Annotated in this window: 22 protein-coding genes and 1 tRNA gene; 14 read left to right on the top strand and 9 right to left on the bottom strand. The window is 49.8% G+C overall.

Going from position 1 to position 21,713, the window contains the following annotated elements:
• Window positions 1–3 precede the first annotated feature (3 nt).
• Window positions 4–630 (top strand): hypothetical protein, encoded by a 627-nt coding sequence (locus ACZ50P_RS07960; protein ID WP_464134909.1) that lies wholly within the window; start codon window positions 4–6, stop codon window positions 628–630.
• Window positions 631–652: 22 nt separating this feature from the next.
• Here the strand turns inward: ACZ50P_RS07960 and ACZ50P_RS07955 are convergent, their stop codons facing one another.
• Entirely contained in the window at window positions 653–1,123 is a 471-nt protein-coding gene (locus ACZ50P_RS07955) for a peroxiredoxin (protein WP_464134907.1), read from the bottom strand.
• Entirely contained in the window at window positions 1,113–2,297 is a 1,185-nt protein-coding gene (locus ACZ50P_RS07950) for a hypothetical protein (RefSeq protein WP_464134906.1), read from the bottom strand. Before ACZ50P_RS07950 ends, ACZ50P_RS07955 begins: the two co-directional genes overlap by 11 nt.
• Before the next feature lie 114 nt (window positions 2,298–2,411).
• Between ACZ50P_RS07950 and ACZ50P_RS07945 the strand changes: the two genes are divergently transcribed.
• Window positions 2,412–4,076, top strand: coding sequence for an AMP-binding protein (locus ACZ50P_RS07945; protein WP_464134903.1), 1,665 nt, complete (start codon window positions 2,412–2,414; stop codon window positions 4,074–4,076).
• A 74-nt stretch (window positions 4,077–4,150) separates the two neighbouring features.
• Here the strand turns inward: ACZ50P_RS07945 and ACZ50P_RS07940 are convergent, their stop codons facing one another.
• The gene (locus ACZ50P_RS07940; RefSeq protein ID WP_464134901.1) at window positions 4,151–4,537 is read right to left on the bottom strand and encodes a high-potential iron-sulfur protein; all 387 of its coding nucleotides are present in this window, start codon (window positions 4,535–4,537) and stop codon (window positions 4,151–4,153) included.
• Window positions 4,538–4,712: 175 nt separating this feature from the next.
• On the bottom strand, window positions 4,713–5,192 hold the full coding sequence (locus ACZ50P_RS07935) for a MerC domain-containing protein (RefSeq protein WP_464121003.1): 480 nt from the start codon (window positions 5,190–5,192) through the stop codon (window positions 4,713–4,715).
• Window positions 5,193–5,293: 101 nt separating this feature from the next.
• Between ACZ50P_RS07935 and ACZ50P_RS07930 the strand changes: the two genes are divergently transcribed.
• Window positions 5,294–6,703 carry a protein adenylyltransferase SelO family protein gene (locus tag ACZ50P_RS07930; RefSeq protein ID WP_464134898.1) on the top strand — a complete coding sequence of 470 codons (1,410 nt, stop codon included), beginning with the start codon at window positions 5,294–5,296 and terminating at the stop codon, window positions 6,701–6,703.
• On the opposite strand, the gene ACZ50P_RS07925 is transcribed toward ACZ50P_RS07930, so the two are convergent.
• The 3 genes from ACZ50P_RS07925 to ACZ50P_RS07915 all read right to left on the bottom strand — a co-directional run bounded on the left by ACZ50P_RS07925 (window position 6,694) and on the right by ACZ50P_RS07915 (window position 11,593).
• The gene (locus ACZ50P_RS07925) at window positions 6,694–9,795 is read right to left on the bottom strand and encodes an efflux RND transporter permease subunit (protein ID WP_464134896.1); all 3,102 of its coding nucleotides are present in this window, start codon (window positions 9,793–9,795) and stop codon (window positions 6,694–6,696) included. The two genes, ACZ50P_RS07930 and ACZ50P_RS07925, sit on opposite strands and share 10 nt — an antisense overlap.
• 3 nt (window positions 9,796–9,798) lie before the next feature.
• Window positions 9,799–11,247 carry a TolC family protein gene (locus ACZ50P_RS07920; RefSeq protein WP_464134894.1) on the bottom strand — a complete coding sequence of 483 codons (1,449 nt, stop codon included), beginning with the start codon at window positions 11,245–11,247 and terminating at the stop codon, window positions 9,799–9,801.
• A gap of 160 nt (window positions 11,248–11,407) precedes the next feature.
• Window positions 11,408–11,593 (bottom strand): hypothetical protein, encoded by a 186-nt coding sequence (locus tag ACZ50P_RS07915; protein ID WP_464134893.1) that lies wholly within the window; start codon window positions 11,591–11,593, stop codon window positions 11,408–11,410.
• A gap of 316 nt (window positions 11,594–11,909) precedes the next feature.
• Between ACZ50P_RS07915 and ACZ50P_RS07910 the strand changes: the two genes are divergently transcribed.
• From ACZ50P_RS07910 to ACZ50P_RS07880, 7 genes are all read left to right on the top strand, one after another.
• Window positions 11,910–12,788, top strand: a complete 879-nt coding sequence (locus tag ACZ50P_RS07910) for an HNH endonuclease family protein (protein ID WP_464134890.1) — start codon at window positions 11,910–11,912, stop codon at window positions 12,786–12,788.
• A complete protein-coding gene (locus tag ACZ50P_RS07905) occupies window positions 12,785–13,483 on the top strand; it encodes an RluA family pseudouridine synthase (RefSeq protein ID WP_464134889.1) in 699 nt (232 codons plus the stop codon). Before ACZ50P_RS07910 ends, ACZ50P_RS07905 begins: the two co-directional genes overlap by 4 nt.
• A gap of 14 nt (window positions 13,484–13,497) precedes the next feature.
• Window positions 13,498–13,589: transfer RNA gene (locus ACZ50P_RS07900), tRNA-Leu, on the top strand.
• Between the two features lie 146 nt (window positions 13,590–13,735).
• Window positions 13,736–14,260 (top strand): hypothetical protein, encoded by a 525-nt coding sequence (locus ACZ50P_RS07895; RefSeq protein ID WP_464134887.1) that lies wholly within the window; start codon window positions 13,736–13,738, stop codon window positions 14,258–14,260.
• 177 nt (window positions 14,261–14,437) lie between these two features.
• Window positions 14,438–15,400: a hypothetical protein gene (locus tag ACZ50P_RS07890; protein WP_464134884.1), complete on the top strand. Its 963-nt coding sequence runs from the start codon at window positions 14,438–14,440 to the stop codon at window positions 15,398–15,400.
• An 8-nt stretch (window positions 15,401–15,408) separates the two neighbouring features.
• Window positions 15,409–15,837 (top strand): SRPBCC family protein, encoded by a 429-nt coding sequence (locus tag ACZ50P_RS07885; protein ID WP_464134883.1) that lies wholly within the window; start codon window positions 15,409–15,411, stop codon window positions 15,835–15,837.
• A 91-nt stretch (window positions 15,838–15,928) separates the two neighbouring features.
• The gene (locus ACZ50P_RS07880) at window positions 15,929–16,186 is read left to right on the top strand and encodes a hypothetical protein (protein ID WP_464134881.1); all 258 of its coding nucleotides are present in this window, start codon (window positions 15,929–15,931) and stop codon (window positions 16,184–16,186) included.
• Here ACZ50P_RS07880 and ACZ50P_RS07875 read toward each other — a convergent pair.
• Window positions 16,178–17,059 (bottom strand): SDR family oxidoreductase, encoded by an 882-nt coding sequence (locus ACZ50P_RS07875; protein ID WP_464134879.1) that lies wholly within the window; start codon window positions 17,057–17,059, stop codon window positions 16,178–16,180. The two genes, ACZ50P_RS07880 and ACZ50P_RS07875, sit on opposite strands and share 9 nt — an antisense overlap.
• 104 nt (window positions 17,060–17,163) lie before the next feature.
• Here ACZ50P_RS07875 and ACZ50P_RS07870 point away from each other — a divergent pair, with 104 nt between their 5' ends.
• The 3 genes from ACZ50P_RS07870 to murI are packed head-to-tail and all read left to right on the top strand — an operon-like array spanning window position 17,164 to window position 19,688.
• Window positions 17,164–17,844 (top strand): hypothetical protein, encoded by a 681-nt coding sequence (locus tag ACZ50P_RS07870; RefSeq protein WP_464120991.1) that lies wholly within the window; start codon window positions 17,164–17,166, stop codon window positions 17,842–17,844.
• Complete coding sequence (locus tag ACZ50P_RS07865) at window positions 17,828–18,877, top strand: guanosine monophosphate reductase (protein ID WP_464134878.1); 1,050 nt, start codon at window positions 17,828–17,830, stop codon at window positions 18,875–18,877. The genes ACZ50P_RS07870 and ACZ50P_RS07865 overlap by 17 nt, the downstream gene beginning before the upstream one ends.
• Before the next feature lie 4 nt (window positions 18,878–18,881).
• Window positions 18,882–19,688: a glutamate racemase gene (gene murI / locus ACZ50P_RS07860; RefSeq protein ID WP_464120989.1), complete on the top strand. Its 807-nt coding sequence runs from the start codon at window positions 18,882–18,884 to the stop codon at window positions 19,686–19,688.
• A 37-nt stretch (window positions 19,689–19,725) separates the two neighbouring features.
• Here murI and lysA read toward each other — a convergent pair whose 3' ends face one another.
• Window positions 19,726–20,901, bottom strand: a complete 1,176-nt coding sequence (gene lysA, locus ACZ50P_RS07855; protein WP_464134875.1) for a diaminopimelate decarboxylase — start codon at window positions 20,899–20,901, stop codon at window positions 19,726–19,728.
• Window positions 20,902–21,045: 144 nt separating this feature from the next.
• Between lysA and ACZ50P_RS07850 the strand changes: the two genes are divergently transcribed.
• Window positions 21,046–21,693 carry a M14 family zinc carboxypeptidase gene (locus ACZ50P_RS07850; protein WP_464120987.1) on the top strand — a complete coding sequence of 216 codons (648 nt, stop codon included), beginning with the start codon at window positions 21,046–21,048 and terminating at the stop codon, window positions 21,691–21,693.
• The last annotated feature ends 20 nt before the right edge of the window (window positions 21,694–21,713 follow it).

Genomic DNA, 21,713 nt, shown 5'->3' with positions numbered 1-21,713 from the left:
TAAATGCTGAGATACTTTTATTACTTCACATTATTTTGCGCACTTTTCACAGCGTCGAAAGACTGTGAAGCGAATCAGGCTGGAATTTTTCCCAGCACAAGATTCAGCGCCTATCAAAGCAACTACTCGGGAGAGCCGGGCAAGTCCTTTGCCGAAACAGCCACGGGCCTGGGGGCCGGCCTCACCGTATTTATGGATGGGAAACGCCTGATCCCCTACTTTGGCTTCAAGGTGGGAAGCATGGCAGGAACCCAAACCTTTCTGGATGGAACGACAGAGGTTTCCAGCTCCTTTAAGTACTACAACTCCTCGGCGGAAGCCGGCCTTCAACTGTTCGTGATTGAAAGAAAAAAAAGAGGCTTCAATGCCTATTTTTCCGCCGGCGGAGTCCTGGGATACAATTTCGTGGCCCTGGGAAAGACCGTGGAGCTTGAGAACATTCAACGCAGCGATCAGTCATTCTCGGTCGGGTATGCAGCTGGAATTGGCACTGAGTGGATTTTAACCAGTGCCAACAACAACAAGTGGAACTTCAATACCGAAGTCCTCTATAAAGGCGAAAGCACAACTCTGTTTAAATCCAAATACGACCTTAGCTGCATGGTTTTTTCGATTGGCCTTGGCTGGTAGCCCTGCTCGCTCTTTCTGACGACTAGAGTTCTTTCACAAACTGAAGCATCTCCGCCGCGTGCCCTTGGGCTTTGATCTTGCGAAACTCCCCGACGAGCTTTTGATCTTCATCAATCACAAAGGTGCTGCGCTCAATACCCATCACTTTTTTTCCGTACATGTTCTTTTCTTTAATCACATCAAAGAGCTTGCACAATGCTTCGTCCTCGTCTGACAGAAGTTCAAATTTAAAATCATACTTGCAGATAAATTTATCATGCGACTTCAGACTATCGCGGGAAACGCCAAAAACCACGGTGTTTTGTTTCTTAAACTGCGGCAGCAGTTCGTTAAACTCAATTCCTTCAGTTGTGCATCCTGGTGTGCTGTCCTTTGGATAGAAGTAAAGAACAACCTTTTTCCCTTTCAGACTGGACAAACTTAGGGTCTCTCCACTGGAAGATGGAATTTTAAAATTTGGAACTTTCTTTCCCATTTCAACTTTAGCGGCCATGTGGGGCTCCTTCTACTGGTTCGATTTGCTGAGGTATAGGTTGCGGGATCGGCTCCGGAACAAGCATGGAGGGGTCACTTTCCACCTGAGGCGGGGGCTCCTGCGGCAATCCCTCCTGCGGTGGTTCTTCGCCTTCCGGCCACCCATCGGCGCCGGGCTCCACTGGAGCGGACTCAACTCCCTGACCTTGTTGCTGCTGACCTCTTTGCAACATCACATCCGGATCAATCCCGCCTGGCAGGTCCCGCGGCGGTGGCATTCCCAAACTAGGAGTGCCGCTGACCGGCTCCAACGGCCGATTCACTCCGGGAACGGCAACGGGGCCTGTCGGCGCAATCGCGCCCGGAGCCCCCGGTTTTGTCGGAGTCCCCGCTGGTGTCGGTGTCACCGCAACCGGTGGCGCTTCTGGCGCATACAGCTCTATTTCCAGAACCGTGATCTTACCTTCCATCGGGACATCTGCTTCGATCTTGCGAATGTCCGTGAGATTTTCATACACTTTCCCGCGCAGCTTGATCAAATTCTTTCCGGACTTCTGATATTCATACACGTCCAGACGGATCATTTGTTCTTTGCTGCGATCCTGCGCCCAGTCTTTACAGTTTAAGCTTTCCAGTTTATCCCGACCGCGCAGTGAACAGTGAATCTGCTTATTCAGGATGCTCGCACCCAATCCAAGAACCTCCTGCAAATTTTCGGGATAGAAAATCAGATTCAATTCACCATCTTTGGGGACATCAAAGCTGGCAAGACGTTTGGCCTCAGTTTTTTCACTGCACTTTTCAAAAATCTCGCCTTTCTGCGGATAACCGGCCAGCCCCAGAACATCGCGCTTCACCAGGTACCGATCGCACCGGAACAAAGACTTGTTCGTCAGCTTGATATTTTGGGAGGCCAACAACGCTCTTTGGGCCTTTCCAAAGGGTGACTTTCCGATGGGAGGACGTGCTGCGGTCAAAACCCACCATGCTTCACGATGAATTCCGTCCGCTTCGGAAAGATAGCGCACCATCCATTCCTGACTTTTATCTGTATTTGCAGCCTCATCTGCCTTCGGAGTGAGCACTTTAACCACTTTCTGCGGTGTTACCACAGGCGTTTCCTCTTTCTTCCCGAAACAGGAAGTCAGCAGAGACAGAGCGATTCCGAAGATGATGAGGCGGCGAAGTTTCATACCACCAGTTTTGCAAATAGGCCCTGTGAAAACAAGAATTTACTTTACCTCATTCGAATCTTTACTCTAAACTTTCAGAGAATCAAATTGATGCAACTTTAGCAGGAGGACTCCATGGAAAGAATTTGGCTCAAGAACTACCCCAAAGGTGTTGCGCACGAGGTGGATCTGACACGTTACAACTCCTTGGTGGATGTTTATGAAGAGGCCATCCGCAAATTCAATTCCAAAAAAGCCTTTACCTGCATGGGAGTCAGTCTCACCTTCTCAGATCTGGACAAGAAAGTGGATCAGTTCGCTTCCTTCCTGCAAAACGAACTGAAACTTAAAAAAGGCGACCGCATCGCGATCCAGATGCCAAATCTTTTGCAGTTCCCGATTGTGGCTTTCGCAGCCTTGCGCTCCGGCTTGACCATCGTGAACACCAATCCGCTTTACACAGCCAAAGAAATGCGCCACCAGTTCAAGGACTCTGGCGCCAAGGCCATTGTAATTTTGGCCAACTACGCCCACCTTCTGCAAGAGATCATCAAGGAAACTGACATCGAAAGTGTTGTCATCACAGAGATCGCTGATCTGTTCCCGACTCCGAAAAGAATTTTGGTAAACTCGGTCGTGCGTTATATTAAAAAAATGGTTCCACCGTACCATATTCCACAAGCCTATTCCTTCCGTCAGGCCATGGAACTGGGCGCAATGAAACCTTCTTCCAAGGTTCCGACCACTTTGGAAGACATCGCGTTCCTGCAATACACAGGCGGCACGACAGGCGTGGCCAAAGGTGCCATGCTAACGCACAGAAATGTTGTGGCGAATATGCTGCAAATCTGTGACTGGATGACTCCGAAACTGCGTGAAGGAGAAGAGGTCGCTATTGCCGCCCTTCCGATGTATCACATCTTCGCCCTGACTCTGAACTGCCTGGGTCTTTTGCGCTACGGAAGTGAAAACGTTCTCATCACAAATCCCCGCGACATCCCTGGGTTCATCAAAGAGCTCAAGAAAACTCCGTTCACCGTGATGGCGGGCGTGAACACGTTGTTCAATGCTTTGATGAACAACCCTGAATTTACAACCATTGATTTCAGCCGCGTGAAAGTCAGCGTAGCTGGTGCAATGACTTTGCAAAAATCTGTTGCTGAAAAGTGGATGGAGCTGACCAAATCCGTGATCGTGGAAGGTTACGGCCTGACAGAGGCATCCCCCGTGGTGTGCTGCAACCCTATCGACGGGACAGACCGCGTAGGAACCATTGGCCTGCCGTTCCCAAGCACTGACATCATGCTGATTGACGACGACGGTAAAGAGGTTGCTTTGGGCGAGCCAGGTGAACTGGTATGCCGTGGACCTCAAGTGATGGCCGGTTACTGGAATCGTCCTGATGAAACAGCTCAAGTGCTGAACAACGGCTGGCTGAAAACCGGCGACATCGCCGTGGCAGACGCCGACGGCTTCTTCAAGATCGTGGATCGCAAAAAAGACATGATTCTAGTGTCAGGCTTCAACGTTTATCCAAACGAGGTGGAAGAAGCCATTGCTTCCCATCCAGGTGTTCTGGAAGTGGCGGCCATCGGTGTACTTGACGAACATTCCGGCGAAATCGTGAAGGCAGTGGTCGTGAAGAAAGATCAAAACCTGACAGCAGAAGATGTGATTGCTCACGCCCGTAAGAGCCTGACGAACTACAAAGTGCCACGCCTTGTGGAATTCCGCGCGGAATTGCCGAAAACAAATGTCGGTAAGATCTTGCGCCGTGCTTTGCGCGACACCCCCAAATAATCAAACACAGTGATATAAAAAAACCCTGATAAGAATTCTTATCAGGGTTTTTTATTTTCATAGAAATTGAAAGCTTACGCTTTTTTATTCCAGGAAGCACACCAGCCTTGGCCGTAAACAAGTTTACCAGCGAAGATTGTGCAAGTGCCGACTTCTTTACCGTTACGAACTTCTTTTTTAGCGTAGAAGCCACAACCCATGCAGTCGTTGCCTTTGGATTCTGGAGCTTTTTTAAAGTCCTCAACGTACTTTACCGCTTTTGCCACGGAATCATTAGGGTCCACCATCGGCATACCACCTGCCGCTGCACCGCCCGCTTCCGGAGCGCCACCACGTTTTTTCTGAGCTTCAGCCGTTGAAGAGAAAACAGCAGACAAAGCCGCTGGTGCAACCACAGCAACGCCAGTGATCTTTGCAAGAGTTGAGAAGAAACCGCGACGGTTCATTTTAGATTCGATCATAGATGCCTCCATCATTTAGTTTTCAACTAAACACTACTATCTTTCACTTGGTTTTCAATTGAAAAACGCGAAAAAGTATGCGATGGCGCATATTTCCTTTAGCTAACCTACTAAAATCGCAGCAGAATGAGGCACTGCCTGCCACAAAAAGCTGCATTGACTGAAGTTCAAAATACTACTTTAGGCGGGTCGCCTCGTGCTTATGACATAGGCACGCACGGCGATTAAGGACATGGGCTGTGATCAGTAAAAAGCTGCCGACGATGGTAACCACATCGTGCTCCATCACCTCCACCCATTCATGGGGAAGGACCGACGCTGCTGCCACCATCGAAAGCCCCAAGACACCCAAGGCAAAGACCCGCGCCTGCTTGTGGTGTTTATAACCCGACCAGAAGGCAAAAAGTCCCACCGGCAGAATCACCACCGCCATGGTCAAATGAACCCACTCAGAATGGAAAAACTCCCCGAATACGGGAAGCAACAGCACCAGCAGCGGCGTCGCCAGACAGTGAATGGCACACAAGGAAGACAGGAAGATGCCGATACGGTCCCAGTTCTCTGTTTTTTCTGCAAACTCCTCATGCTGAGTGTGATCCACCTCGCAGCAGGAATCTTGTTGAGCTGAGGGTTGGGTAAGAATTTGTTCGTCCACGCAAGACCGCCTTTGGTGTCACTGTTTTCCCCTAAATGCAAATCACTGTCAACTAGAATAGACCCCCTTGCGTTTGAACCGGGAAAAGAAGATAAGGGGTCATGACGTCCTTTGTACCTCCAATTTATGAGCTTGGCCCTGATTTTTACGACGAAGTGCCACCTGCCCAATTCCCGCAAGCTATTTTGCGCTATCGCAATCAAAGCGCCGCAGAATCCGTGGGTTTAGGCCACCTGACGGCTGAACAATGGCAAACACACTTCTGGAAGTTTGAAAGCCTGCCTCAGAACATCACGTCCCCTTTGGCTTTGCGCTATCATGGCCACCAATTTCGCAGTTACAACCCGGACCTGGGGGATGGGCGAGGTTTTCTGTTTGCCCAATTCCAGGCCGGAAACCGTCTTTTGGATTTGGGCACCAAAGGCAGCGGGCGCACTCCCTATTCCCGAGGCGGAGATGGCCGATTGACTCTCAAGGGAGCCTTCCGGGAGATTCTGGCGACCGAACTTTTGGAATCCTATGGGGTCAACACCAGCAAAACTTTTTCAGTCTTTGAAACCGGCGAAAGCCTGCAACGACATGACGAACCTTCCCCGACCCGCGCCGGAGTTTTAGTTCGACTCAGCCACAGTCACGTCCGTTTTGGAACTTTTCAACGACTGGCTTTTTTAAATCAGGCCGAGAACATCAAAAAGTTACTGAACTATTGTGTGAAGCATTTTTATCCTTCACTGGGTGGATTTGCTGACACAGAACAAGCCGCAGCTTTTCTGCGCGAAGTATCCTATGCTTCAGCAAAGACCGTCGCCGCCTGGATGATGGCGGGATTCGTTCATGGAGTTCTCAACACCGACAACATGAACATCACCGGCGAAAGTTTTGACTACGGACCCTATCGCTTCCTGCCCGTTTATGATCCGGCCTTCACTGCCGCCTACTTTGATCAGACCGGGCTTTACTGTTTTGGACGTCAGCCCACAGCCGTTCTGTGGAACCTGCATCAACTTGGGGCCGCCCTAAAGATTGCCTTCCCGGATCTGCCCGTCGAAGAAATTCTTGAGGATTATGGAGATGCCTTCAACTTCGAGGTTCAAAGAAGACTTTTACTGCGCCTAAATCTGCACAACCCTTTAGAAGAAGGTGCCGCAATTTACGATCTGAACGCAGAACTGGTCACTCATCTTTTCCAGTTCCTGGATCAGGAAAAAGGTCTGTTTGAACAAACACTGTATGATCTGCACTCGGGCGCAATCGCAGAACGCCTGGAACGCTCGCCGCAAAAAGAGCTTTACCAGAAAGAAACCTTCAAGAAGCTACAGGATTCCCTGTCCTACTTCGAAGTGGCCGATGCCACCAAAGCACAACACCCCTACCTGCAAACAGGCCATGCGTGCTCATTGATTATTGATGAATTGGAATCACTGTGGAAGCCCATCGCCGAACGCGACGACTGGGCTCCCTTTGAACGAAAGCTTCAACAGATCCGAAGCTTCCGGGGTCTTTACGGCTGATAACCGGTGACACGGGCCAGTTTCGCACGGAACCAGGCCTTGAAGTCTTCAACGAAACCAAACGCCGCTGGCACGATCAAAAGTGTCAGCAAAGTCGAACTGATCAAACCGCCGATGATGGCCACCCCCATGGAGGTTCTCATCGCAGAGGCTTCATTCAGACCAATCGCGATGGGGACCATCCCGGCAATCAACGCCAGGGACGTCATCAGAATCGGACGCAGACGCGTGCGGCAGGCTTTGATAATCGCCTCATTACGCTCCATCCCCTCGTGAATCAGATGATTCGTGTAATCCACTAACAAGATCGAGTTCTTCGCCACGACACCTAATAACAGCACAATCCCAATCAGCGAGAAGATATCAATGGTCTTACCGAAGATCAGTAATGCCAGGAATGCACCCGTCATCGCCAGTGGCAATGCCAGCAAGATCGTGAATGGAGTGATAAAGCTTTCATACAAGCTCGCCAGAACCAGATAGATAAAGATCACACCAAGGAAAATCGCCAAGAGCATATTTTCAATCAGCTCTTTAAAGTCATCAGCTTGCCCCTGGAAGCTGAAATCAACCCCTGGTGGCGGCTTGATTTCATTCTTGATGACTTTTTCAATTTCAGCCGAAATCGTGCCCAAGGCTCCACCTTTGGCAAGGTTCCCGGAAATCTGAATGTAACGGCCTTTGTTCTGACGGTTAATCTGTGAGAATCCAGAGGCGTTTTCACCTTGTGCCACTCGAGAAAGTGGAATCATGTTGTAGTTCGCATTAGGAACAAAGGTCGATGCAAACTGCGTGCGCAGATCACGGTACATTTCCTCAAAACGCACACGGATTTTATAGTCGATCCCGTTTTCACGATAAATCGCCTGTTCGTTCCCTTCCGTGCGATTACGAAGTTCCGCTCCGGCCGTCACCGTGGAAACACCCAGCTTTTCGGACTTGGCACGATCAAAGACAACATGAAACTCCGGCTTACCAGAACGGAAGTTGGTATCCACATCCACCAAACCCGGGATCTTTTTAAAACGCTCAACCAATTTGACCGCGTATTCGTTCAACTGATTCAGATCCTCCCCTTGAATATTCACATTCAAAGGTTTTTGCCCAGAGTTCACGGCATCAATGTCCCCCAGGGACACCGTCGCCTCTGCGGCAAACTGCGGAAGTTTCTTACGCAGGGACTCTTTGTAGTCCGTGGTGTTCATGCTTCTGTTTTTTCTTTCTACCAGACGGATGAAGATGGAACTTTTGTTGGATTCGTTATTCGTGTTCCCCACAATGGTCATAACCATGTCCACAGCCGGGTCTTTTTCAAATAGCGCTTCCACTTTCTCGGTGAAAGCACTGGTTGCCATCAAAGACGATCCCACCGGCAACTCGATGTTCACCATGAACTCCCCGTTATCCGGCGATGGCAGGAAGGTTGCTGGGATGAAGGCCAAAGTCCCCATGGACATCACAAAGACAACAGCTCCACCGGCAAGCACTTTCTTCGGGTTCCCCAAAGTGTACTTAAGCCCCTTTTCATACCAGTTTTCAAGCCACGTCTGGAAGCGGTCAAAGCCCGCCAGCATACGCCCAATGATACCATCTCCTTTGACGTGCTCATTCGGGTGAGCCATATAAGCAGACAGCATCGGTGCCACCGTGAAAGCATCAAACAACGAAATCAGCATCGTAAAGACAACCGTCAAGCCAAACTGCTTGAAGAATTGACCGACAATCCCCTGCAAGAAAGAGATCGGACCAAACACCGCAATAACAACCAGAGTCGTGGCAATGACGGCCATGGCCACCTCTTTGGTTCCCTCCAGTGCGGCATCCTTCGGTTTTTTACCCATTTCCAGATGACGGAAAATATTTTCCCGCACCACGATCGCATCATCGATCAAAAGACCCACAGCCAAAGACAACGCCAACAAAGTCATAAGATTGATGGTGAAACCCATCGCATACATGATGACAAAACCACCCAAAAGGGAGTTCGGCAGTGCCATCGCCGTGATAAAGGTCGAACGCGCAGACCCCAGGAAGAAGAACACCACGATCACACACAGGATAATACCGATGATGATGGATTCTTTCACGTCATAGACGTTCAGCTGGATCGGGCGAGACGTATCACGCACCATCGTCACCGCACCCTTCATGCCTTTTTCCTTCAGCATGGCATTGACCTTTTCGATGTTCTTCTTAACAGCCTCGGCAACGGCCACCGTATTGGCACCCCGCTGTTTATAAACATTCATCAACAGGGCCCGCTCTCCGCGGATGCGCCCCATGGTCTTCTGGTCTTCTAGACTTTTCACCACCCGGCCCACATCCTTGACCAGAATCGCCTTGTCAGATCCGACGAAGTTGACATTCACTTCTTCGATCTGCTTCAAAGATTCAAATTCACCATTTGTGCGCAAGGTTGTTTCATCCTTGTCGTTTTCAATCTTCCCAATTGGAATGTCCTTGGAGGTGTCAATCACACGCTGAGACACCTGCAGCATCGAAATTTTACGATCCTGCAGTTTGTTCTTATCCACAAGAACATGGATTTCCTGCTTGCGGCCCCCAAAGATGTCGACCTGCCCCACGTCCTTGATGCGCTCAAAGCGGGGTTTGATAACTTCGTTGGCCAGATCATAGGCTGCCCCCTCGGGAAGATCCGAAGTCACCGCCAGGGTTACAATGGGCTGATCGGCCGGGTCAAAACGACGAATCACCGGTTCATAAATATCCGCCGGCAAATCCCGGCGGATATTCCCAATACGATTACGGACCTCTTGTTCGACTTCTTTGATGTCTGTTCCCAGCTGGAACTCGACAACAATGATGGCCACGCCATCCAAGTTGTTTGAGGTCAAAGTTTTCAGACCGGATATACTGCCGACTTCATCTTCAATCAGTTTTGAAACCTGCTTTTCCAGATCCAATGGCGAAGCACCAGGATAGGTCACCTGCACAAACAAAACCGGGAAGGTCACATCCGGGAACATATCCACAGGCATCTTGCGCAAAGAAAATGCCCCCAGAATCAACATCAGGATCACGATACAGGAGATAAAAATCGGTCTTCGAATCGACAGACTCGGTAAATTCATAAATTAGTTCCCCTCGCCACTGCCAGATTCATCGACGGCGATGAACAAACGGGCCTGGGCCTCCATTTTTCTTTGTTCGGACTTCAGCTTGGTCAAATTCAATTCCGCATCGGCGGCATCTTCTTCGGCATTGATCACGTTGGCAGTGATAGAACGGCCTTTATTGAAAAGGTCCGTTTGCGCCTTGGCGGCATCTGTCTGCAGTCGCGCAATCTGTGTGGCCGCATCAATACGTTTATTCATCTCAGAATAGCGGCGATTGATTTCAACCCACGCACTTTCACTGTCCAGCATTTTTCTTTCGCTTTGCAACTTTGCAGCCAGCGCATCTTTACGTGCGGCAGATTGAGCCGCATTTTTCACGTCCGTATCAAACAGGTAAATCAGATTCAAACCGACCTTCCAGGTTGGCAGTTCCGTGTCTGTCCACTTGGAGGCTGCATCGCCGACAGTTTTTCCCACTTGGAAGTTGTTGGTGTTATAAGCCCCCGACAAAACCAGATCCGGACGATAGCCGTCTTCAGTTTCTTTGGCGACCAGGGACATGGCCTTGGAATTTAATGAAGCCAGATACGCATCCAGCGCCACCACACGAGCACCTTTGCCGTCTACCATGGAGCTCAAAGTCCGCGCCTGGGAAATATTCCCCGTGATCTCTGGGATGGGTTCAGAATCCCCCAGTTCCATAAAGTCGCGGATTCTTCTTTTTGCTGCCGCCATATCATCTTCTGCGGAAATCAGCTGCAACTGACGAGCTGACACCAGAGCCTGCGCCGAAAGCAGATCGGCCCGGTCGCTGATACCATCGTTCACACGACGACGTGTCCAGGACTCAATCCGGCGGGCTCTCTCCAAAGAGGCTCGTCCGATGCGCAGGTTTTCATTCTGATAAACATAGTCCCAGTACGCCGCTTCCGCGTCGATCAAAAGCAGTTTCTTCTGAAGATCGTACTTCCCGACCTCTGCGGCCGTCACAGCATCCTGACGCTCCCAACGAAGACTGGTGGCATTGCCAAAAGAGTCTTTCCACAACGACTGCTCCAGCCCCACACCCAGGCTGCCATAAGCAAAACGTGAAAAGGCGGGATTCAGCAAAGTCCCTTCATTTTCGACCTCACTGGCACTTGCCGTGACACTGACGTCGGTCCCGGTTGAAAAGCGCTTCATCAAGCCCAACTTAAGATCTTTTGCCGTGGTTTGAGTTCCCCCCAACTGTGCAAACTGCCCCAAGGGACTTTTGTCATTCAGATATCCCACCCCGGCTGTCAGCACGGGCACCAGTTCAATGTCTCCGGAAGTCTTGCGGTCTTCTGCCGCTTCCTTAGAGACATCCAGAGCCTGGACGGATTTGTTTTTTTCGATAACGACTTTCAGATATTCGCGAAGATCAATAGAAAAGACCTGCGGATGCCACGCCAGCACCAAGAGGCCTAAAAGGGCACACTTTTTCATGTCCAAAATCCCTTCCGAAATGGAAATATGACAATCAAAAAGTAATTTAGCGGTTTATTCAAGGCAACGGATTATTCAAAGGCAACGGGGGTGCATAAATAAAGAAAGGCCCAAGGATTTCCCTTGAGCCTTGCGAACACTTCTTTCGTCGTTCGGGTGACTATTTGGATTCGGAGGATTCCTGACAATCAGCGCAGCCACCCTTTTTCATGCCACACTCTTTGCCAGAGCACTCAGACTTCTCAGCCTTCGCACCACCGCAGCCACAATTTTCATGCTTGTGCGCCTTGTGGGAACAAGCTGCCAAACCAAATACCAAAACAGATGTAAGTAAAAGCATTTTCATTCGATGCACTCCTCTTTATGCTGAGACTTCAGCTTAGCGACACCCCCTGTATTTCCGCAAGAAAACCCCGGAACACCCCCCTTGAACTAGCCCCTTCGGACCTGCGCAGAGTGCCAACTTACGGCTTCATGCTATATTTTTTCTGCAGTGAGAAATCCAAAAACCGTTAAAATTGCGCAAAGTTAGAGCATTTAAACGTCTGATTAGGAACTTAATGCACAGCGTGCAAGTCGAACCAAATCCTGACGAATTGTTTTGTTGAAACTGCCTTCGATCTGGGGCTTAATGAGTCCAATTCGCGGAGGGGGAACCGAGAATGAAACGCTTTAAAGGGAACACAGTGAGCTTGCTTGCGGTCATTTTTTTGATCGCATTCGTCGCATCACCGACCTTAGCTGCCACCACCGCCCCGGCTCCGAGCAATGAGTTCTTCACTGTTGATGAAGACAACCTCGAAACAGACACCACCCGCCGCAACGACTACTCCTTTATGGAATACTCCCCAGAACTGGGCCCGTCTCAGTTTATTCAAGGGGTTAAAAAGCTGGTCGTGAATCTGCTGAAGTGGACTTTGCATGCCGAAGCGCCACCAACTCCAGAAGAAAAATACATGCGCAAGTTGCACTTCGGTCGCTGGATCAATGATCCAACGGACGACACGTGTATGAATACCCGAGCTAAAGTGCTGGTGCGTGACTCCAATACCGACGTCACTTACCGCGGCAACAAGCAGTGCGTAGTTGAGTCCGGCCTCTGGAACGACCCTTATGCTGGCAAAGAAGTTGTTTCAGCCCGCGAAATCCAGATTGACCACATGGTTCCTTTGAAAAATGCGTATATGTCTGGCGCTTGGCAGTGGGACTATAAGACCCGTTGCTTGTATGCAAACTACATGGGCTACAAGAATCACCTGATCTCTTCCGATGCCAGCCAGAATATGTCCAAGGGCGACCGTGCTCCAGACCGTTATTTGCCGGCCAATCTTTCTTACCGCTGTCAGTACGTGCGTGACTGGCTGGCTGTAAAGCTGATCTGGAAATTGAACATGACCATGGATGAAGTGCAGGCCATTCACGAGGTCGTGAATAACTATGGCTGCAAAGTTTCTGACTTCCGTTTCACGAAAGCTGAACTTGAGAAACAGCGTGAATACATCAACGCCAATCTTGATTTCTGCATGATCAACAAGAGATGACCTTCGACATCCTCTTTGAAGACGACTACTTTTTAGCCGCTGCCAAACCTGCGGGCCTTCCCTCACAACCCACTGTCGACAAAAGCCGTCCGGATTTTTTTACAGCTCTGAAGCAGCAGTTGCAACAGGAGCGAGGCAAAGACTTCTATTTAGCCCTTCATCACCGCTTGGATCGGGACACCTCGGGTGTAATGATCTTTGCCAAGACCAAGGAAGCCAACGAGCCCCTGGCGGACCTCTTCAAGTTTCACCGCATTCAAAAAACTTATCTGTGCCTGACCAAACGGACGCAAAAAGCGGCCGACGCCTGGGAAGTCGAAAACCATCTGGCTGAAATGCGCGATGCAAAGCTAAAAAAAATGAAGATGGTGCGCGTGAACTCCGGCGGCGACAAAGCCCACACCCTGTTCAAAAAATTGGAAGTCTTTCCGACGGCCCTTTTGGTGCAAGCTCAACCCCTGACCGGACGCATGCACCAGATCCGGGTGCATCTTGCCGACCGGGGCATGGGCATTTTCGGTGATGATATTTATCCAGCACCGAAAGAACCCAAAGCACCGCGACTGATGCTGCATGCTCACTCTTTGGAGTTCGTGCATCCGTTCACTCACGAACAAGTGCGTATAGAATGTGCAGTTCCTGAAGACATGCTTCAGTTCATGAAGACGTTGACGTTTGCTGCCAAAAATGATTGAGTTGATCTTCGCGTGCCCCGGTGGCGAAACTGGTAGACGCACAGGACTTAAAATCCTGGGCTTCGTTTAAACGGGCGTGCCGGTTCAATTCCGGCCCGGGGCACCACTTCCTCTTCTTTTGCTTCGGACAGTCCTCGCTCGGACTTACTTCTTTTCTTTAAGTTTTATTTTTGGCTCGATAAATTTTCTGTACTGGCAGGGCTTAGCGGATTCTTTAATCCAAAGAAAATACTCCCTCCGATCATTAAAGGAATGACACTAGTCTTAAACCGAATAGGTTCGAATTGGATTCACGCTCCAATCGGACGAACCAACGAGTTTAGCGAATCCAACAGATTCTTCATTGCCATTGAAAAGCAGAATGCTAACCTAACAACAATGCCTCTGAAAAAAAAGCTTACTAGTAGAACAGTTTTCCTTTTTGATGGTTTGGGTGCCCTGTTAAGTTTGATCTTAACCGGGATTTTTCTTCCATTTTTTTCTGAGCAAATCGGGCTGCCTCGTCATGTTTTGTATATCCTGGCCTCCTTCCCTTTGGTTTATTCAATCTTTTCTTTGGGCTGCTACTATCTTGCCAAAGAAACAGCCCGTTGGATGTTGAAAACTATCATCTCGGCCAACAGTGGCTACTGTCTTCTTTCCGGAATTATTCTTCTTACCTATGCCGATATTACAATTTGGGGACAGGCCATCTTACTTGCCGAAATATTGGTGATTCTTGCGGTCGTCGGCATTGAATTGAAGGTTCTGGCGCGTGCCGGAGCCACAGAAATTTAGGACTGCACGACCAGGAACTGTGCGCATTAAAAAGCCCCTCGCTTAGCGCCCCCCCCAAAGCTGCTGAATTTTTTTCAGAGACACCTTAATTCAACTCATTTCTCTCGCTCTGACTATGGACTTTTTGCCTCTGTCCTTGAGCGGTGTTAAGACCCTGCCTCAGGTCAAGGGGATCACATGAGGCTTTATATTTCTGCATTTTTGGTACTTTGGAGTCTCAACTCCGGGGCGATGCCGGAGCTTCCCTGGTGGGCAGCCAGCGCCGACGAGGTTCTACAGGCCCCCTGCAAATCCCAACGTGCACCGACAGTCGAATTTATGGAAACCTCTTTAAGGAAAATGCCTGGGCCCACCCAATCCAAAACTCTGCATGGCATTTCTTTTAAAAATGAAAACAGCTCCCTGCTGCAGCTTTTCTCCGACCTGCACACTTTTGACTTAAGCCTTCGCGGCAAGCCCGAACTGCGTTTTTCCAATTCTTGCAATCAAGTTCTCTGCGCCATGAAAGAGATCTATGGGGAAAAAGAAGGCGTGCAGTTGCTGTTCTTGTTGAAGCAGTTTGGGTTCAACGGGTCTCATTTGCGCACTACAAAGGCTTCGGCGTGGTACGCCAGTGAGCTTGATGAGATTTTACAGGCACTGCAGGATTACCCCCTGCATCTTTACCCGGTGGCCTACAACAAGCGCCTGGTTCACTTCACGCGCGGCCAGCGCTATAGTTTTGGTGAAAATATCATTGCCAATGCCAGCATGGAAATTTTTGATCGCTGGAACGAGCTTCCCTTTGGTGAGCGCCAGCAGACCTTCCTCCATGAACTCGGACACACCCTGGCCTACCGCCAAAGACTGGATACTTCCGCAGACTGGCTCCGCATCGCGGGGTGGAAGGAAGTGCAAAAGAGCTATGAGGGACGCAGCTATAAAGACTATGTCCTGGAAAAGCCCGAAAAGGCCGTTTCTGAATATGGCACACTCAATCCGTCTGAGGACTTTGCCGAATCCGTGGTCGCCTATCGTTTTAAAGGCCGCGACCTTCTGAACCAGCAGCCGGAAAAGTATCAGTACTTAAAAACCAAGATCTTTGCCAATCAGGAATTTTTGTCGGAAGATCAATGCCAAGCCGCCGTGCAACTTCCCTAGGAGCTCCGATGAAAGACAGCATTGAAATGTCCGTGAAACTTAAAGCCAGCGCCGGGTGGATCTGGAATGCATTGACCGACCGGGGCGAGCTGGCAAACTGGTGGAGCGAGGACGTTGTCCTGGAACCCAAAGTCGGCGGTTCATTCAAAGAGCCTTGGGAGGATGACACCGGAAAACGCCAATTGGCTTCCGGCAAAGTGATCGCACTCAAAAAAGAGCAGTTCATCGTCTTTACCTGGAAAGAGAAGACATGGCCCAAGGACGCCGTCACAGAGTGTTCCCTGAAGATTGAAGATACAGGGAAAGAAAGAATCCTCACTTTGACTCATACAGGCTGGGAAACGCTGCCAGAAGCGCTTAAAAAGAACGCCATGAAGGATTTTAAACTGGGTTGGAGCTACCACCTCAAGGAGCTGAAATCCTATCTGGACGACTAGCGCCCTTGAAAGGATTTCCAAACACAATCTTGACTGGCAAATACCCGAGCCGATCGGTATATCAGGCGCAGAACCTTAACAAGGATTTGATATGAAGACTTTGGTGTTTGCTCTTACAGCCCTTTTGTCCTCCACAAGCTTTGCCGGCCGCTCCTGCACTGGCAAAATCGAAGATTATTTCCGTGCACAAGGATATCAAACTCGCCAGGCCGAATTTCAAAAGGCACTGGAAAATGGCGACAAAGTTTACTACGTTCGTACAAACCTGCAAGGCGGCGATGCCGCTCACGAAGTTCTAGTGGATTTCCACTGCAATATTCTTGCTGTCCGTGAGCTTTGGTCAGAGTAAGTTTTCCTGAGGCAGGGGTAACATCCACTCCTGCTTCATGTCCTCGCTAAAGGCTTCGAAGCTTCGGGGGTCCCGCCCCAGAAGCTTCGGCAGACCCGGCACCACTTCGGCAACCGCACCTTCGCGCGTGGCCCGGTGCAAACTCAAAAGGGCCTGCTTCACCCATTCGGCTTCCCCGCTCTTTTGCATAAGTCGCAGCCACGCCTCTTCGGTGACGGGCACGTAGGCCAGTCTTCTCTTGGAGTAGTGAGCTATCAAAGACACCGCTTCTGCATTGGAAAGCGCTCTTGCACCCGTTAAATTAATGATTTTTCTATTATAGCCCCAGGGATCACGCAGAATATTTGCGGCGGCTTCCGCCACATCCCGGGCATCGACAAAACTGGTGCGCCCCTCGCCTTGAGGCAGATAGAGAATTCCCTGCATCAGGGCCTCATGGTGCATCTTTAAAAAACACTGCATAAAGATGTTGGGTCGCAGAATAGCGTGGCGGAGGCCACTATCAAGCAACACCTCGTCAGCCTCCCCTTGAATCCGCTGATACAGGTACTTGGAAACCGAGGACGCTCCAAACCCTGACATCTTCAGAACGAACTGCACCCCCGATGCACGGGCTGCAGCCACGACATTCCGAGCCTGCTCAAGCATGTTGTCACAAAGCGGTTGGATAAAAACCAGAACATCCACATTTCTCAGCGCTTGCTCTAAAAGATAACGATTCTCAAGGGGAAACTGCATCCCCCGAAGCCCGGACGGCAGGCGCTCCAAGGACCGACTGACCGCCACGGCGTCCACACCCTGACGAGCAAGGACCCTTACCAACTCGCTTCCAATGGTACCCGTGGCCCCCGTGACCATTATTTGTAGTTCCATAAGCGCCTCCAATTTCTATTATGCCAAGTCCCAGAGCCCCTCAGATGTGTTTCTTGGCAAGAGTCCGCTTGACTCCCCCACCCTTTGAGGCTCTAAATACTTAAGTGAATTTTTTTGCCGAGAACCTGAAGGTCTTTAAAAAAGTTTTCTTGCCCCTGTTCGCCCTGGTTGCCCTGTCGAACAACATCGATCAATACCTAAATCTGAAGATGGAAAATGCCCTGCGCAATCCCTTGGGAGTCCAAACCGAGGTCATTTACTATGGTTTTCTTTCCATCCTCAGCAGCATTTTCTTTCCGGTTCTGCTGGTGAGTGTGGCGCTGTTTGCCTTTGCAAACCTTGAGAACCTGCAAAAGAGCCTGCATGACTTCTGGGGACGCTATCTAAATCAAATGTATATTGAAACCTTAAGATCCTGGGGCAAGACCCTCCTGTGGTCTTTGGCGCTGATCCTTCCGGGGGTCTGGAAGTACATTCAATACACGATGGTCCCGTTCGTGGTAACCTCTTCGAAGGAGTACGACGAAGGCCGCCTGGACGCCTTAAAAGGTTCTGCGACCATCGTACGCCGTCATTGGTTTAAAATAATCGCGATTCTGATTCTGTTTCACCTTTTGATTCCGGGCATGCTGACAACTTTGTTTGATGCCTATCGCCTGATCTGGAAAACTCCAGTACAAAGCCTGATTTTATCGGCGCTGGACACCTATCTGCTTTTGTTATCGACTCATATCTTGTTCAATATTTTTAGAAGTGAGGTAAAGCGACATGACGCTCATGTTTAACTGGAAAGACATCAAAAACAGAGGCAAGGGACTTACTTTCGATGACGTTCTGATCGTTCCGGCACGATCCGACGTCAGATCACGTCGTGATCCGCGTCTGACTTCAAAAATCACCAAGAACTTCTCGATTGAAACACCGATTGTCAGCGCCAACATGGACATGGTCACTGAATACGACATGGCCTTTGCCATGAACCAATTGGGAGGCCTGGGTATTCTTCACCGCTTCCTTTCCATCGAAGAACAAGCCGCACAAGCCCGCCGCCTGAAAGAAAATGGCGTCAAGGTCATTTCCGGAAGTGTCGGTGTAGGAGAGGAATTTAAAACCCGCGCCAAAGCCCTGGTCGATGCCGGCGTGAACATTATCACAATCGACATTGCTCACGGCCACTCGGTGCAGATGATGGAAACCATGAAGTGGTTGAAAGACCAATACCCGCAAGTGGATCTGATCGCGGGGAATATGGCGACTCCGGATGCGGCACGTGACCTGATCGAAGCCGGTGCGGATGCCATCAAGGTGGGCATTGGCCCGGGATCCATGTGCACCACTCGTATCATCACCGGCTGTGGCGTTCCTCAACTGACGGCCATTGCCTTGTGCGCCGAGGTCGGCGAATCCTACGGAGTTCCCGTGATCGCTGACGGCGGCATTCGAACCTCAGGTGATATGGTGAAAGCCTTTGCAGCAGGCGCCAGCACTGTGATGTTGGGAAGCATGCTTTCTGGCACCATTGAAACTCCGGGTGAAATCAAAAACGGCAAAAAGCAGTACCGTGGCATGGCGTCTCGTTCCGCTCAAGACTCCTGGCGCGGAGGCATTCCAGAGGGTATGGCCCCGGAAGGCGAATCCACTCAAGTCAGTGTTAAGGGACACGTGAAAGATGTGATCCTGGAAGTCACCGGTGGGATTCGCAGCGGCATGAGCTACATCAACGCCACGAGTATTGCTGAAATTAAAGACAAAGCCCTCTTTATGGAAATGTCTTCCAATGGTATTTCTGAATCTCGTGCACATGGAGTGAAAAACTAAGAAGATGGCGGACCAGGATTCTCGACCCATAGGTGTCTTTGACTCAGGAATTGGCGGATTGACGGTTCTTAAAGAACTGGCACTGCAATTCCCGCATGAGAGCTTTCTCTACGTCGGAGACACGGCTCGCCTGCCCTATGGGTCTAAATCTCCTCAAACAATCCGCAAGTATTCAGAGCAGATCATCCAGTTCCTGGAAAAACAAAACGTCAAAGCCATCGTCATTGCCTGCAACACGGCCTCCAGCCAGGTTTCAGAAAAAGAGATCGATGGCATTCCCATTTACAATGTGATTGAACCCGGCTCTCAACGCGCACTGGAGCTTTCCAGTGGCAAACGCATCGGTGTTCTGGCCACCCGGGCCACCGTCAACAGTCAGGCCTACACAAACAAGATTCATGCTCTGGATCCTTCCGCACAGGTCTTTGACCAGGCCTGCCCGTTATTTGTTCCTCTGGCAGAAGAAGGCTGGGATTCCGATCCAGTGACGAACCTGATTGTCTTCCGTTATCTGACCCCGCTGATGCAGCAGCATATCGACACCCTGATCCTGGGCTGCACGCATTATCCGATTTTGAAAAACTCCATTGCTCGGGTGACTGGAAGTTCAATTGAACTGGTGGATTCTGGCGAAGCGATTGCCCGTTGGTTGTCCCGCGATATGCAAAGTGGACGCTTGGGTAAAAATCAAAGCAGCGAAACCCGCCAGATCAATATCATGACCACGGATTCCTCGGCGCACTTCACAGAAATGGCGCAAAGAATTTTGAAGCCCGCCAAAGCGGACTCATTTGCTGTTGTTGACGTCTAATTAGCTAGTACGCTGCAGAAGTTCATGCGACAGCGTACTAGATACAAACTTCCAGAGGAAGTTCCTGAAGATTATAAACGCTGGCCATGGAATATCCGTAAGCACCCGAATCCATCACCGCCAGGAAATCACCTTCTTTCACCGTGGTCAAAGAGCGATCTTTTGCAAAGAAATCCGAAGATTCGCAAATAGGGCCGACCACGTCCACAACCATCGCCGAAGTTCCTTTGCATAGGGGTTCAATACGATGGCTGGCTTCATACAACGACGGACGAATCAGATGATTCATCCCTGCGTCCACGATCACAAATGTCTTTGCTGAAGTTTCTTTAATATACTGAACCTGAGTGATCAGCACCCCACAATGCGCCACCAACCAGCGCCCCGGCTCTGACTGCAACTCACAGTTCAAGTCGCCCAAAGTCTCCAGCGTGATTTTAGCATATTGTTGCAGCAGGGATTCTTCCAACTCCAGATCCACGCGATCATAGAAAATACCCAAGCCCCCACCGAAATCAAATTTCTTGAGTTCCGGAAAATCCTTTTGCAGATCCAAATAGACTTTCTTAAGTTTTTGCAGAGCTTCCTCATAGCCGGAAAACTCGAGCATCTGAGAGCCCAGATGCAGACTGACACCCACCAAAGAAATAGAATCAGAATAACTTTTCAAACAGGAAGTCAGCGCCGGGATCAACGACAACTCCATCCCGAATTTATTATCCTTTAGGCCGGTGGCAATATAGGGGTGCGTCTTAATATCCACATCGGGATTTAAGCGCAACGCCACCTGCGCATTTTTACCCATCTCACGCGCCAGTGTCCCAATGCGCTCAAGCTCCGGCAGGCTTTCAACATTAATCTGATAAATGCCCAACTTCAGGGCCTCACTGATTTCAAACTTTGTCTTACCAACACCGCTATAAACAATATCCTGAGGCTGAAAACCGCATTCCAAAGCTCGCTTGATTTCACCCAAGGAAACCACATCCGCCCCCGCCCCCAGGGACTTTAGCTTACTCAGCACTCCGGGATTGGAGTTGGCTTTCATCGCATAGAACAGACGCACACCTTTTAGAGCCCTCGTCATGGCTTTAAATCTCTGAGCTATAAAATCCAGGTCATAGACATAGATAGGCCGCATATAATTTGCCACCAGAGGACTTAAGGGCTTTTTCATAGGGCCTAGGCAGAGTTCGTTATTGATATATTCCAAGTGAAACCTCGTTGGTTTCGTTATGATGACTGATTCACCAAAGTTTGTCATGAAAACTTGTGTTCTCTCGCGTAACAGAAGAATCGTTTTGACGTTACCAGCAATGAGGATGTTAAGATGGTGGGCCAAAAGGACAGGCTCGCTATGAAAACTTCCATTTTTACTTATACCTCCAAAGGCCTCCCCGTACCGGCTTATCACTTTGAAAACAACGGCCCTGAAGTTCTGATTTTGGGCGGAGTTCATGGTGACGAAGTTGAAGGGGTTATTGCCGCGCAAGAACTTTTGAAGCATTTTATGCAAGCCTTCCCGTATAAACTGAATATGACTCTGGTCCCGCAGTTCAATCTAGAAGGTGTCATCTTCAAAACCAGAGGCAATGGCAACGGCGTGGATCTGAACCGAAACCTGCCCACAAAAGACTGGTCCCCTGAAGTAAAGACTCCGCGCTATCATCCAGGGCCTTTTGCAGGAAGCGAAAATGAAAACCACGGTCTGATGACTTATCTGGATCAGAAAAAACCAATCTATGTTCTATCCCTGCACTCCTGGCATCCAGTTTTAAATGTGAATGGCGACTGCCGCAAGGTGGCCGAAGTTTTGGCCAAACTCACGGGTTACAAAATTGATGACGATATCGGTTATCCCACACCGGGCTGCCTGGGAACTTATGCGGGTCTTGAAAGAAACTGCCCGACACTGACTTATGAAATTGAGCGAGGGCTGGCCGCTGAAAAAATTATCGAAATCCATGTTCCGGCCATCTTGGAATCCCTGAAAGTATTGGAATAGTTTATAAATAGAAAGAGAGA

The sequence above is a fragment of the Bdellovibrio sp. CKG001 genome (assembly GCF_055397465.1).
Note: the sequence above shows the minus strand (reverse complement) of the source record. Positions and strands in the feature narration are given on the sequence as shown.